The 10,515-nt window shown below is 51.4% G+C and carries 21 protein-coding genes and 1 pseudogene; 1 reads left to right on the top strand and 21 read right to left on the bottom strand.

Annotated features, from left to right (window positions below; genetic code table 11):
- From AC5OW4_RS01705 to rpsJ, 21 genes and pseudogenes are all read right to left on the bottom strand, one after another.
- Positions 1–249: pseudogene (locus AC5OW4_RS01705) on the bottom strand (hypothetical protein); the annotation flags it as partial.
- Position 250: 1 nt separating this feature from the next.
- Entirely contained in the window at positions 251–691 is a 441-nt protein-coding gene (gene rplO, locus AC5OW4_RS01700) for a 50S ribosomal protein L15 (RefSeq protein ID WP_006058583.1), read from the bottom strand.
- A 21-nt stretch (positions 692–712) separates the two neighbouring features.
- Positions 713–1,225 carry a 30S ribosomal protein S5 gene (gene rpsE, locus AC5OW4_RS01695; protein ID WP_006058582.1) on the bottom strand — a complete coding sequence of 171 codons (513 nt, stop codon included), beginning with the start codon at positions 1,223–1,225 and terminating at the stop codon, positions 713–715.
- Positions 1,226–1,238: 13 nt separating this feature from the next.
- Positions 1,239–1,595, bottom strand: coding sequence for a 50S ribosomal protein L18 (gene rplR, locus AC5OW4_RS01690; RefSeq protein WP_072685407.1), 357 nt, complete (start codon positions 1,593–1,595; stop codon positions 1,239–1,241).
- 21 nt (positions 1,596–1,616) lie between these two features.
- The gene (rplF, locus tag AC5OW4_RS01685) at positions 1,617–2,162 is read right to left on the bottom strand and encodes a 50S ribosomal protein L6 (protein WP_072685406.1); all 546 of its coding nucleotides are present in this window, start codon (positions 2,160–2,162) and stop codon (positions 1,617–1,619) included.
- Positions 2,163–2,189: 27 nt separating this feature from the next.
- A complete protein-coding gene (gene rpsH / locus AC5OW4_RS01680; protein ID WP_039864159.1) occupies positions 2,190–2,591 on the bottom strand; it encodes a 30S ribosomal protein S8 in 402 nt (133 codons plus the stop codon).
- A gap of 26 nt (positions 2,592–2,617) precedes the next feature.
- Positions 2,618–2,803, bottom strand: coding sequence for a type Z 30S ribosomal protein S14 (locus AC5OW4_RS01675; protein ID WP_006058578.1), 186 nt, complete (start codon positions 2,801–2,803; stop codon positions 2,618–2,620).
- A gap of 14 nt (positions 2,804–2,817) precedes the next feature.
- Positions 2,818–3,357: a 50S ribosomal protein L5 gene (gene rplE / locus AC5OW4_RS01670; RefSeq protein ID WP_006058577.1), complete on the bottom strand. Its 540-nt coding sequence runs from the start codon at positions 3,355–3,357 to the stop codon at positions 2,818–2,820.
- A complete protein-coding gene (rplX, locus tag AC5OW4_RS01665) occupies positions 3,357–3,677 on the bottom strand; it encodes a 50S ribosomal protein L24 (protein WP_006058576.1) in 321 nt (106 codons plus the stop codon). The genes rplE and rplX overlap by 1 nt, the downstream gene beginning before the upstream one ends.
- Positions 3,678–3,690: 13 nt before the next feature.
- Positions 3,691–4,059 (bottom strand): 50S ribosomal protein L14, encoded by a 369-nt coding sequence (gene rplN / locus AC5OW4_RS01660; protein WP_020226056.1) that lies wholly within the window; start codon positions 4,057–4,059, stop codon positions 3,691–3,693.
- A gap of 21 nt (positions 4,060–4,080) precedes the next feature.
- Positions 4,081–4,341: a 30S ribosomal protein S17 gene (gene rpsQ / locus AC5OW4_RS01655; RefSeq protein ID WP_020226055.1), complete on the bottom strand. Its 261-nt coding sequence runs from the start codon at positions 4,339–4,341 to the stop codon at positions 4,081–4,083.
- A 15-nt stretch (positions 4,342–4,356) separates the two neighbouring features.
- Positions 4,357–4,557 carry a 50S ribosomal protein L29 gene (rpmC, locus tag AC5OW4_RS01650; protein WP_006058573.1) on the bottom strand — a complete coding sequence of 67 codons (201 nt, stop codon included), beginning with the start codon at positions 4,555–4,557 and terminating at the stop codon, positions 4,357–4,359.
- A 3-nt stretch (positions 4,558–4,560) separates the two neighbouring features.
- Positions 4,561–4,977 carry a 50S ribosomal protein L16 gene (gene rplP / locus AC5OW4_RS01645; RefSeq protein ID WP_006058572.1) on the bottom strand — a complete coding sequence of 139 codons (417 nt, stop codon included), beginning with the start codon at positions 4,975–4,977 and terminating at the stop codon, positions 4,561–4,563.
- Positions 4,978–4,979: 2 nt separating this feature from the next.
- Positions 4,980–5,786, bottom strand: coding sequence for a 30S ribosomal protein S3 (rpsC, locus tag AC5OW4_RS01640; RefSeq protein ID WP_072685405.1), 807 nt, complete (start codon positions 5,784–5,786; stop codon positions 4,980–4,982).
- A gap of 11 nt (positions 5,787–5,797) precedes the next feature.
- Positions 5,798–6,130: a 50S ribosomal protein L22 gene (gene rplV, locus AC5OW4_RS01635; protein WP_006058570.1), complete on the bottom strand. Its 333-nt coding sequence runs from the start codon at positions 6,128–6,130 to the stop codon at positions 5,798–5,800.
- Positions 6,131–6,141: 11 nt separating this feature from the next.
- A complete protein-coding gene (rpsS, locus tag AC5OW4_RS01630; protein WP_006058569.1) occupies positions 6,142–6,411 on the bottom strand; it encodes a 30S ribosomal protein S19 in 270 nt (89 codons plus the stop codon).
- A 20-nt stretch (positions 6,412–6,431) separates the two neighbouring features.
- A complete protein-coding gene (rplB, locus tag AC5OW4_RS01625; RefSeq protein WP_072685404.1) occupies positions 6,432–7,265 on the bottom strand; it encodes a 50S ribosomal protein L2 in 834 nt (277 codons plus the stop codon).
- A 63-nt stretch (positions 7,266–7,328) separates the two neighbouring features.
- Positions 7,329–7,616 (bottom strand): 50S ribosomal protein L23, encoded by a 288-nt coding sequence (gene rplW, locus AC5OW4_RS01620; RefSeq protein WP_006058567.1) that lies wholly within the window; start codon positions 7,614–7,616, stop codon positions 7,329–7,331.
- Positions 7,616–8,245 (bottom strand): 50S ribosomal protein L4, encoded by a 630-nt coding sequence (gene rplD, locus AC5OW4_RS01615; protein ID WP_154240284.1) that lies wholly within the window; start codon positions 8,243–8,245, stop codon positions 7,616–7,618. Before rplD ends, rplW begins: the two co-directional genes overlap by 1 nt.
- 3 nt (positions 8,246–8,248) lie before the next feature.
- Complete coding sequence (rplC, locus tag AC5OW4_RS01610) at positions 8,249–8,941, bottom strand: 50S ribosomal protein L3 (RefSeq protein WP_006058565.1); 693 nt, start codon at positions 8,939–8,941, stop codon at positions 8,249–8,251.
- Positions 8,942–8,960: 19 nt separating this feature from the next.
- Entirely contained in the window at positions 8,961–9,272 is a 312-nt protein-coding gene (rpsJ, locus tag AC5OW4_RS01605) for a 30S ribosomal protein S10 (RefSeq protein ID WP_020226047.1), read from the bottom strand.
- A gap of 490 nt (positions 9,273–9,762) precedes the next feature.
- Here rpsJ and AC5OW4_RS01600 point away from each other — a divergent pair, with 490 nt between their 5' ends.
- Complete coding sequence (locus AC5OW4_RS01600; protein WP_072685403.1) at positions 9,763–10,464, top strand: alpha/beta hydrolase; 702 nt, start codon at positions 9,763–9,765, stop codon at positions 10,462–10,464.
- Positions 10,465–10,515: the final 51 nt, after the last annotated feature.

The following is a 10,515-nucleotide window of genomic DNA, read 5'->3' as shown; positions in this document are numbered from 1 at the left end:
CTCTTTCCCTACACGACGCTCTTCCGATCTCAAGGCGAAGACCGACAGACGCTGTAATGCGCCGCCGCCCAGCAGGTTCATCATTCCCAGAATGGAATTATCAGCGATGCCGGCGGTCAGCGCCGTCGCATCTACGCCCGGAACCGGAATGCCGGATCCGAGTCGGTAGATGAACAGCATGGCCAGAGTAAAGATAATCTTAGACCGGATTTCTTTATTCTTGAACAGGCTGGTAAAGGTCTGGATCATGTTAGATCACCTCTACTTTTCCGCCTGCTTTTTCAATTGCTTCTACTGCTGATTTGGAAAATTTATTGGCTTTGACCGTCAGCTTCTTTTCCAGTTCGCCAACGCCCAGGATCTTCACGCCGTCCAGTTCCTTGCGGACTAAACCCGCCTGCTTTAACAGTTCCGGAGTAATCTCAGCGCCATCTTCGAACCGATTCAGCAGTTCGACGTTGACGATCGAGTATTCCTTACGGGTGAAGTTGGTGAAACCACGCTTCGGCAGACGACGCCAGATCGGTGTCTGGCCGCCTTCAAAGCCCAGTGCGACTCCGCCGCCGGAACGAGCGTTCTGGCCCTTGGAACCCTTGCCTGCAGTTTTGCCCCATCCGGAGCCATGGCCGCGGCCGATTCTCTTCGAGTTACGACGTGCACCTTCTGTGTATTTCAGTTCGTTTAATTTCATTGTAGCTGCCTCCCGTCTAACTTAGCGAATTTCCTGCGGCTTCTTCTCACGCAGTTTGCTAACGCTTTCGATCGTTTTCAGTTCTTTCAGACCGGCAACCGTGGCATGAACCATGTTGATCGGCGTGCGGGAACCGATGCACTTGGACAGAACGTCGCTGACGCCTGCCAGCTCCAGAACCGCACGGACAGCGCCGCCGGCGATAACGCCGGTACCTTCTGCAGCCGGTTTCAGGAACACTTCACCCGCGCCGTAAACGCCGGTGACAGCATGTGGGATCGTGGAGCCATTGTTTACCAGAGGAACTCTGAACAGATTCTTCTTGGCATTTTCACTGGCCTTCTTAATTGCATCAGGAACTTCGTTAGCTTTTCCTGTGCCGTAGCCTACGCGGCCTTTTTTGTCACCAATGACAACCAGGGCGGCAAAGCGGAAACGACGTCCACCTTTAACAACCTTGGTTACACGGTTGATGACAACAACGCGTTCTTCAAATTCTTTATCGCGTTCAACTCTTCTTGGTTTACGTTCCATTCAGCGAGCCCTCCTAGAATTTCAGTCCGGCCTCTCTGGCAGCTTCGGCCAGGGCCTGGACACGTCCGTGATAAACATAACCTCCACGGTCAAATACAACTTCAGTGATGTTCTTAGCTAAAGCACGCTTCGCCAGTTCGGTTCCGACTGTCTTTGCGGCTTCGATATTTCCGCCGTTTTCCAGCTTCATGTCCACGCTGCTGCAGGCAACCAACGTCGTGCCGTTAACATCGTCGATGATCTGGCAGTGGATATGGCTGTTAGAACGGAAGACGTTCAGGCGTGGGCGTTCCGGAGTTCCGCTGATCTTTGTACGGACGCGAATGTGACGACGAATTCTTTCATCATTTTTAGATACTTTCTTAAGCATTGTTCACTCTCTCCTTTCCCACTATTTCTTACCAGCCGTCTTGCCTTCTTTACGACGGACATGTTCGCCTTTATAGCGAATACCTTTACCCTTGTATGGTTCAGGTTTCTTTGTTGCCCGGACGACCGCAGCGAATTCGCCGACGCGCTGCTTGTCGATGCCGGAAACTTTAATTTCAGTTGCGGACGGGCACTCAACTTTCAGGCCTTCCTCAACCTCGAATTCAACCGGGTGAGAGAAGCCGACGTTCAGTGTCAGCTTGTTGCCGCTGACCGCGGCACGGAAGCCGATACCGACAACTTCCAGTTCACGGGTGAAGCCCTCAGAAACGCCGACGACCATGTTGTGCAGCAGCGCGCGGGTTGTGCCGTGCAGCTGTTTGATATGCTTCTCATCGTTCGGACGAACGACTTTGATTTCATTGCCGTTGACATCGATCTGCATGTTTTCGTTAAACTGACGTGTTAAAGTACCCTTAGGTCCTTTGACCGTCACCTCATTGCCAGCCGCAACCGTGACTTCAACACCGGCTGGAATGGTAATCGTTTTATTACCGATACGTGACATTGTTTTCTATTCCTTTCTCTAACACGCTTACCATACGTAGGCGATAACTTCGCCGCCCGTATGCTTCGCTCTTGCTTCTTTGTCGGTCATCAATCCCTGAGAGGTAGAGATGATCGCGATGCCTAAACCGTTCAGGACACGTGGGATCGAGCCGCTCTTGGCGTATACCCGTAAGCCTGGCTTCGAGATACGCTTGATGCCGCTGATAACTTTTTCGTTATTCGGGCCGTATTTCAAAGTGACTGTGATCTTCTTTTCTGCAGCGGTTTCACCTGTGACTGCGTAATTCAGGATAAATCCTTCGTTCTTCAGGATCTTCGCAATTTCAACCTTCTGCTTGCTTGCCGGAATTTCAACGGCTTCGTGGCGCGCCTGAACACCGTTACGGATTCTGGTCAGCATATCTGCGATAGGATCAGTCATATTCATCATTGCTTTTTCCTCCTTCCGTATCCTTACCAGCTTGCCTTCTTGACTCCCGGAATCTGGCCCTTATAGGCTAATTCGCGGAAGCAGATACGGCAGACTTTGTACTTGCTTAAGACAGAGTGCGGACGTCCACAACGTTCGCAGCGCGTGTACTCTCTGACTTTGTACTTCTGAGGACGCTGCTGCTTAATTTTCATTGATGTCTTTGCCATGGTTGTTGTCCTCCTTATTTCGCAAACGGCATGCCCATACCTGCCAGCAATGCCTTTGCTTCTTCATCAGTATTGGCCGTCGTTACGATAACGATGTCCATACCGCGTACTTTGCTTACTTTATCAAAGTTGATTTCCGGGAAAATGATCTGTTCCTTCACGCCCAGCGTGTAGTTGCCACGACCGTCGAACGCCGTTGTGCTGACGCCGCGGAAGTCGCGGACACGCGGCAGGGAAATGTTGAACAGCTTATCCAGGAATTCATACATGTGTTCACCGCGCAGGGTGACCTTGCAGCCGATCGGCATGCCTTCACGCAGCTTGAAGTTCGCGATGGACTTCTTCGCCTTGGTGATGACCGGCTTCTGGCCTGCCAGCTGAGTCAGTTCGGCAACTGCTTCGTCCAGCGCCTTCGGGTTGGCGATCGCATCGCCGACACCCATGTTGATGACGACTTTCTCGATCTTCGGGCACTGCATGACAGAGCTGTAATTGAACTGCTTCATCAGAGATTCAATGACTGTCTTCTGGTATTTTTCAACAAGACGGTTCATTATTTCTTACCTCCCTTGACGACGTTGCCGGATTTCTTGAATACGCGGACCTTTTCGCCCTTTTCGACCTTAAAGCCGATCCGGCTGGCTGTTTTGGCTTTGGAATCATACGCCATGACATTGGATACATGAATCGGAGCTTCCTTTTCAATGATGCCTCCGTCCGGGTTAGCCTGAGTCGGCTTCAGGTGTTTCTTCATCAGATTGACACCCTCAACGATGACTTTGTTCTCTTTCGGCATAACGGCCAGAACTTCGCCGATCGTTCCCTTGTAATGTCCAGTGATGACTTTTACTTTATCGCCTTTTTTAATTTTCATCTCAAGCCACCTCCTATAAAACTTCTGGTGCCAAAGAAACAATCTTCATGAAGTCTTTGTCACGCAGTTCTCTTGCAACAGGACCGAAAATACGGGTTCCTCTTGGTGTGTTGTCGTCCTTGATGATAACGGCTGCATTGTCATCAAACTTGATGTAGCTGCCGTTTTCACGACGGATGCCGTAACGTGTCCGGACGATGACCGCCTTGACGACGTCGCCCTTCTTTACAGTTCCGCCAGGAGCTGCTGTCTTGACCGAGCAGACGATGATATCGCCGATGTTCGCTCTTTTGCGCTTGCTGCCGCCCAGGCAACGGATGACTAATAATTCCTTAGCACCGGTGTTGTCCGCGACATTTAATCTACTTTCATTCGTAATCATTGTCAGTTCCTCCTTGTGCTATTAAAGAATTACAGCCTTTTCGACGATCTTAACCAGGCGGAAACGCTTGGTCGCGGATAACGGACGAGTTTCCATGATTTCTACGATATCACCGATCTTCGCCTCATTGTTCTCATCATGTGCTTTGAATTTCTTTGAATATTTAATACGCTTCGAATAAAGCGGATGACTCTTGCTGGTTGCTACCTCAACCGTAATGGTCTTGTCCATCTTATCAGAAACGACTTTTCCGCGTAATACTTTACGGTTTGATCTTTCCATGACCAGTTATCCTCCTTATTTCGCCTCACTGAGTTCGCGCTCAGTGATGACAGTTTTGATGCGAGCGATCGTCTTGCGAATTTCCTTCATGCGGGAAGGATTCTCCAGCTGGCCGGTAGCTTGCTGGAAACGCAGGTTGAACAGCTCTTCTTTTAAAGATTCAATTTCCTGAAGTAATTCAGTATTGCTCTTATCACGAATTTCCTTAACGTTCATTTCCTATTCCTCCTCGCCTCGGCGCACGAATTTGCACTTGACCGGCAGCTTGTGGGCTGCTAAGCGCAGAGCTTCACGCGCGGTTTCTTCATCGACGCCGCCGACTTCAAACAGGACGCGGCCTGGCTGAACTACGGCTACCCATCCTTCAGGTGCGCCTTTACCGGAACCCATTCGGACTTCCAGCGGTTTCTTCGTAATTGCCAGATGTGGGAAGATTTTGATCCAAACCTGGCCGCCACGCTTCATGTAACGAGTCATGGCGACACGCGCCGCCTCGATCTGACGGTTGCTGACGTACGCACCGGAGTAAGCAATTAATCCATACTCACCGAATACGATCTCACGTCCAGCCTTCGAGCGACCTTCGTAACTCTGGCGATGAGGTCTTCTGTATTTTGTTCTATTAGGCATTAACATGATTAATTACCTCCTTCAACGGTTCCTTCAGCCTTTGGTGCAGCTGCTTTAGCTTCCCTGGCTTCGGCATTGCGGTTGTTGTTATTGTTGCTGCGGTTGCCGCGGCGGTCATTCCGTCCGCCACGCCGGCGATCGCGGCCCTGAGGCATCTTCGGTGCTTCCGGTTCCTGAACCATCTGGCCCGGCAGGACTTCACCGCGGCAGATCCAGACTTTAACGCCCAGCTTGCCGTAAGTCGTCATCGCTTCGACAATCGCGAAGTCGATGTCCGAACGCAGCGTATGCAGAGGAACGACGCCCTCGGAATAGCCTTCGCTGCGCGCGATATCCGCGCCGCCTAAACGGCCGGAAACCAGGGTACGGATACCCTTGGCGCCCGCCCGCATCGTCTTCTGAATCTGACGCTTCTGGCAGGTTCTGAACGAAGCACGCTGTTCCAACTGCTCAGCGATAGCGCGAGCGACCAGATGTGCATCCAGATCCGGATTGGCAACTTCGACCACTTTGATGTGAATCTGCTTGCCAGCGCACATTTTCTGCAGCTTCTTCTTTAAGATTTCAATGCTTTCACCGTTGCTGCCGATGATCACGCCCGGGCGAGCGGCACGGATGATGATCTCAACACGGTTCTTAGAGCGTTCGATTTCGATTCTGGAAACGTAAGCCGCATGCAGTTCCTTAAACAGGAATTCACGGATTTTGACGTCTTCCATCAACAGGGTGCCGTAATCTTTTTCAGCATACCATCTGGATTCCCAGTCGCGGATGACGCCGACACGCATTCCAATTGGACTAACTTTCTGACCCATGAGAGTACCTCCTACCGTTCTTCAACCACAACAGTAATGTGGCTGGTGCGCTTTAAAATCTGAGCGGCGTTGCCCTTTGCCCGAGGCATGAAACGCTTCATGGTGATTCCCTCGTTGGCATAGCACGCTTTAACGTACAATTTTGATTCATCCAGCTGATGATTGTTGACCGCATTGGCAACGGCTGATTTCAGCACTTTCCCAACCGCTTCGGCAGCGTGGTTCGGTGTGAACTTCAGGATTGCTTCTGCTTCCTTCGCATCTTTGCCTCTGACTAAATCCAGAACAAGTCTGACTTTGCGAGGGGCGATGCGGACAGTTTTCGCTGTTGCTTTGACTTCCATTGTGGCACCTCCTACGCTTTCTTGTCGTCGCCATGACCGCCGAATTTGCGGGTTGGGACGAATTCGCCAAGTTTATGGCCGACCATATCTTCTGTGACATAGACAGGGACATGTTCCTTACCGTTGTAAACCGCGAACGTATGTTCAACGAACTGCGGGAAAATAGTGGAACGGCGAGACCATGTTTTGATGACTTCTTTCTTGCCTGACGCGTTCAGCTTTTCCACTTTTTTCATTAAATGGTCATCACAGAACGGTCCTTTTTTCAAACTACGACTCATTTTAGCTTCCTTCCTTTCGTTTACTTACCGTTGCGGCGGCGTGTGATTAATTTCGTAGACGCCTTTTTGGTTTTGCGGGTCTTGACGCCCATGGCTTTCTTACCCCACGGCGTCATTGGTGATTTACGGCCAACCGGAGTTCTGCCTTCACCACCGCCATGCGGGTGATCGTTCGGGTTCATGACGGAACCACGGACTGTCGGACGAATGCCCAGCCAGCGGGAACGTCCAGCCTTACCCAGGTTAACCAGGCTGTGATCTTCGTTGCCGACCGTACCGATGGTAGCGCGGCAGTTGCTCAGAACCTTGCGGACTTCGCCAGAGGCCAGACGCAGAATCGTGTAGCGGCCTTCGGAACCCAGGATCTGTGCGGAAACACCAGCGGAACGTGCCAGCTGGCCGCCCTTGCCCGGCTTCAGTTCAACGTTGTGAACGAAAGTACCTTCAGGGATGTTGCGCAGCTCCATCGCGTTGCCGACCTTGATGTCGACCGCTTCGCCGGAAACGATGGTCTGTCCGACCTGCATTCCCTTCGGAGCCAGGATATAGCGCTTTTCACCGTCTGCATAATTCAGCAGCGCGATGTTGGCGGAACGGTTCGGATCGTACTCGATCGTCGCGACCTTCGCCGGGATGTTGTCTTTATTACGCTTGAAGTCGATCACGCGGTACTGACGCTTGTGTCCGCCGCCCTGATGACGGGTTGTGATCCGACCGGTGTTGTTGCGGCCGCCCTTTTTGGACAGCGGTTCAAGCAGCGAGCGTTCTGGAGAAGTCGATGTGATTTCTTCGAAGCTCAGGCTTGACATACCGCGACGACCTGGAGTCGTTGGTTTATATTTCTTAATCGCCATTGGATTTAGTCCTCCTTACGCATTTTTCCGGAAATAGCGTGTTCTTCCGATATGTTGATCAGCTTATTCCGAGAATAAGTTGATATCCTGTCCTTCCGGCAGCTTGACAACTGCTTTGCGGACAGCGCTCGTCTTACCGACGTATTTGCCCATTCTCTTCGTCTTCGGCTTGCAGTTCAGAATGTTGACCTGTTCAACCTTGACGCCGAAAATTTCTTCAACAGCCAGACGGACCTGCGTCTTGTTCGCGCCCTTTGCGACCGCGAAAGTGATCTTGTTGTCAGTGTCCATCAGCTTCATCGTCTTTTCAGTGATGATCGGGCGGATAATGATATCTCTTGCGTTACTCATTATGCGAATACCTCCCCAGCTTTGTTGGCAGCCGCTTCCGTCATAACCAGCTTCTGAGCGTTGGCGATGTCGAAGGCGTTCAGTTCTTCAACTGTCAATAAGGCAGCGTTCGGAATGTTGCGCAGGGACATGAAGGCGTTGTCGAAGTCCTCGGCGATATCCGCTACAAACAGCGTTTTGCCTTCAAACTTGAACGCATCCATAACCTTGACAAATTCCTTTGTCTTGATCGTGTCGAACTTCAGTGCATCGACGACAACCAGATTGTTTTCAATGACCTTTTCAGAAAGCAGCGATCTCAAAGCCAGCCGGCGAACCTTGCGGTTCAGACGGTAAGCATAGCTGCGCGGTGTCGGGCCGAAGGCGATGCCGCCACCTCTCCACTGCGGAGCGCGGATGGAACCCTGACGGGCACGGCCTGTGCCCTTCTGACGCCAAGGCTTCTTGCCGCCGCCGCTGACTTCGTGACGGCTCTTGGTGTCATGCGTACCCTGACGCATATTCGCACGCTGCATGATGAGCGCGTCAAACATGACCTGCTGATTAGGTTCAATGCCGAATACAGCCTCAGCCAGTTCGATTTCGCGAATCTCTTTAGCTTCCAGGTTATATACATTTAACTTTGGCATCTGTTATTCCTCCTCTTTTGCTTCTTCGGAATAGCTGATCAGATCCTTGGCCGAAACAGCAGCTGTTCCTTTGACGGATGACTTAACAACAACCAGTCCGCGCTTCGGTCCCGGGACATTGCCCTTGATCAGCATGTAGTTGTTTTCAACATCAACCTTGATGATTTCCAGATTCTGTGTCGTGGTGGTATATCCACCTTCCTGGCCAGCGCCAGCCGTTCCCTTTTCGATCCGGCCGTTGTTACGTCCGGTTGTAGCCAGAGAACCGATATGCCGCATGTTCTTGGATCCGCCGTGGGTCTTCGGGCCCATTGTCGCGTTGTTTCTGACGATCGTGCCGTTGTAGCCGCGGCCCTTGCTGGTGCCGGTTACGTCGACGATTTCGCCGGCGGCGAACAGATCAACCTTCACTTCGTTGCCGACTTCCAGGTTTGTCATTTCCGTGCCGCGGATTTCGCGGACGAAACGCTTCGCTGCGGTCGATGCCTTGGCAGCATGACCCTTTTCAGCTTTGTTGGAACCCTTTTCGCTCAGATCTTCAAATCCCAGCTGAACAGCTTCGTAGCCATCGTTTTCCAGGGTTTTCTTCTGCAGCACTACGTTCGGCAGCGCTTCTACGACCGTGACAGGAATCAATACGCCGTCCGTAGTGAATACCTGCGTCATGCCAAGTTTACGTCCTAAAATACCTTTCATGATGTCACCTCCACTGTCCTTACAGCTTGATCTCGATGTCGACGCCGCTCGGCAGTTCCAGACGGCTCAATGCGTCAATGGTTTCTGCAGTCGGTCCGACGATCTCGATCAAACGCTTATGTGTTCTGATTTCAAACTGCTCACGCGAATCTTTGTACTTGTGAACAGCTCTCAAAATGGTTACCACCTGCTTCTCTGTCGGCAGGGGTACAGGTCCGACGACTTTCTTTGCGCCGTGTTCCTGAGCAGCCTTAACGATCTTTTCGCTGGCTGTATCCAGGATTCTGTGTTCGTAAGCTTTTAAACGAATTCTTACGCTGTTTTTTGCCATGAAATCTTCCTCCTTCATTTCATCCGCCGTTTCGGCAGATTCGCTCGGTGTGAATTCCCCGGTCTTCACGCTTAGCTGGCGCTATCGTGACAACGCCGATCAGCGTGCCGGCAACCTCCCACGTCCATGCGAATGCTTCGCTATTATAGCACTCAAAAACAGGCAATGCAACACTTTTTTCAAAAAAGTTAAAAACTTGGAAATACGGCTTCAGATCAAGCTCTTTTCAAGTTTCGAAAATCAATGATTTCAACAATTCCCTGGCAACGAAGATCAGTGTGCCATTATTATCTTCCTGACCGAATTCTTCCCAAAATAAGGTACTATCCGCAGGCGATTTTCACTGTTTTTCGCCCAATTTCACGATATTTTTCGTCTGGCAGCGCTTACATCTGGCAAGATTAACGAATCTTTGACAGATTTCGCAGGATTCCGTTTCTATGCAGGTCTGATTTATATTATAATAAGGATACTTTCAGGAGGTGAGCGCATGTTTGAATTTCTGAAGTTTAGAAAACAGGAACGCCGGCAGGTCGTTGTCGCGCTGCACGGGTTTGGACGGCGGCGGACCGATGAGTTTCTGCCGTTAAAAAATTTCCTCGCCGCCAAGAACATCGAACTGATCATGCCGGAGTTATTTAATCCGCGCAACCCGCAGGATGTCGATCCGCAGAAATGGATCCAGCGGGCTGAGGAAGTCGTCGATCAGCTGGCAGCCCAGAACGCGGAAGTCATTCTGGTCGGCTTCTCGATGGGCGGCGTCATCGCCGCGCATCTGGCCGCTGTCAAACCGGTAAAGAAGTTGATTCTGCTGGCGCCGGCATTCAATTATATCAATGTCGCCAACGCCGCGGATTACATCACCGGCTGGTTCAGCAGCCCCGGAAAAAAAGAACAGCCTGACCCGTATCCGCCGCTGCCCGCTGATTTTACTTCGGTGTTCATGAACGTCGTCGATCTGTTGAAGCAGGATGCCGCGCTGGTGGAATGTCCGGTGCTGATCTTCCACGGTACGGATGACGAAACCATTTCCGTTTCATCCAGCCGCAAGATCTACAAAAAAATTCCGGCCGCGCAGAAGGGACTGATCATGTTGGAAGGGGTCGGCCATGCGATTCTGGACGATCCGGTCTACGCTTCGCTGGCGTTGAACACCATCGCCGCGTTCATCGCCGATCAGTTCCATTTTTGATCATTCCAGGAGTTCTTTTGCTCTGACCGGCCAAGACTGCTTAACCTGATC

It is taken from the genome of Holdemania sp., from assembly GCF_986127675.1.
The sequence above is the reverse complement of the archived record's forward strand: the minus strand, read 5'-3'. Positions and strand labels throughout refer to the sequence as shown.

What these genes read in the sequence shown, in the direction of transcription:
- AC5OW4_RS01675 (WP_006058578.1), bottom strand. Translation starts at nt 2,803, where the DNA reads ATGGCAAAGACATCAATGAAAATTAAGCAGCAGCGTCCTCAGAAGTAC.
- rplE (WP_006058577.1), bottom strand. Translation starts at nt 3,357, where the DNA reads ATGAACCGTCTTGTTGAAAAATACCAGAAGACAGTCATTGAATCTCTG.
- rpsQ (WP_020226055.1), bottom strand. Translation starts at nt 4,341, where the DNA reads ATGGAAAGATCAAACCGTAAAGTATTACGCGGAAAAGTCGTTTCTGAT.
- rpsE (WP_006058582.1), bottom strand. Translation starts at nt 1,225, where the DNA reads ATGGAACGTAAACCAAGAAGAGTTGAACGCGATAAAGAATTTGAAGAA.
- rplN (WP_020226056.1), bottom strand. Translation starts at nt 4,059, where the DNA reads ATGATTACGAATGAAAGTAGATTAAATGTCGCGGACAACACCGGTGCT.
- rplW (WP_006058567.1), bottom strand. Translation starts at nt 7,616, where the DNA reads ATGAGTAACGCAAGAGATATCATTATCCGCCCGATCATCACTGAAAAG.
- rplV (WP_006058570.1), bottom strand. Translation starts at nt 6,130, where the DNA reads ATGGAAGTCAAAGCAACAGCGAAAACTGTCCGCATCGCCCCTCGCAAA.
- rpsS (WP_006058569.1), bottom strand. Translation starts at nt 6,411, where the DNA reads ATGAGTCGTAGTTTGAAAAAAGGACCGTTCTGTGATGACCATTTAATG.
- AC5OW4_RS01600 (WP_072685403.1), top strand. Translation starts at nt 9,763, where the DNA reads ATGTTTGAATTTCTGAAGTTTAGAAAACAGGAACGCCGGCAGGTCGTT.
- rplX (WP_006058576.1), bottom strand. Translation starts at nt 3,677, where the DNA reads ATGAAAATTAAAAAAGGCGATAAAGTAAAAGTCATCACTGGACATTAC.
- rpmC (WP_006058573.1), bottom strand. Translation starts at nt 4,557, where the DNA reads ATGAACGTTAAGGAAATTCGTGATAAGAGCAATACTGAATTACTTCAG.
- rpsJ (WP_020226047.1), bottom strand. Translation starts at nt 9,272, where the DNA reads ATGGCAAAAAACAGCGTAAGAATTCGTTTAAAAGCTTACGAACACAGA.
- rplR (WP_072685407.1), bottom strand. Translation starts at nt 1,595, where the DNA reads ATGCTTAAGAAAGTATCTAAAAATGATGAAAGAATTCGTCGTCACATT.
- rplD (WP_154240284.1), bottom strand. Translation starts at nt 8,245, where the DNA reads ATGCCAAAGTTAAATGTATATAACCTGGAAGCTAAAGAGATTCGCGAA.
- rplC (WP_006058565.1), bottom strand. Translation starts at nt 8,941, where the DNA reads ATGAAAGGTATTTTAGGACGTAAACTTGGCATGACGCAGGTATTCACT.
- rplB (WP_072685404.1), bottom strand. Translation starts at nt 7,265, where the DNA reads ATGGCGATTAAGAAATATAAACCAACGACTCCAGGTCGTCGCGGTATG.
- rplP (WP_006058572.1), bottom strand. Translation starts at nt 4,977, where the DNA reads ATGTTAATGCCTAATAGAACAAAATACAGAAGACCTCATCGCCAGAGT.
- rplF (WP_072685406.1), bottom strand. Translation starts at nt 2,162, where the DNA reads ATGTCACGTATCGGTAATAAAACGATTACCATTCCAGCCGGTGTTGAA.
- rplO (WP_006058583.1), bottom strand. Translation starts at nt 691, where the DNA reads ATGAAATTAAACGAACTGAAATACACAGAAGGTGCACGTCGTAACTCG.
- rpsC (WP_072685405.1), bottom strand. Translation starts at nt 5,786, where the DNA reads ATGGGTCAGAAAGTTAGTCCAATTGGAATGCGTGTCGGCGTCATCCGC.
- rpsH (WP_039864159.1), bottom strand. Translation starts at nt 2,591, where the DNA reads ATGAATATGACTGATCCTATCGCAGATATGCTGACCAGAATCCGTAAC.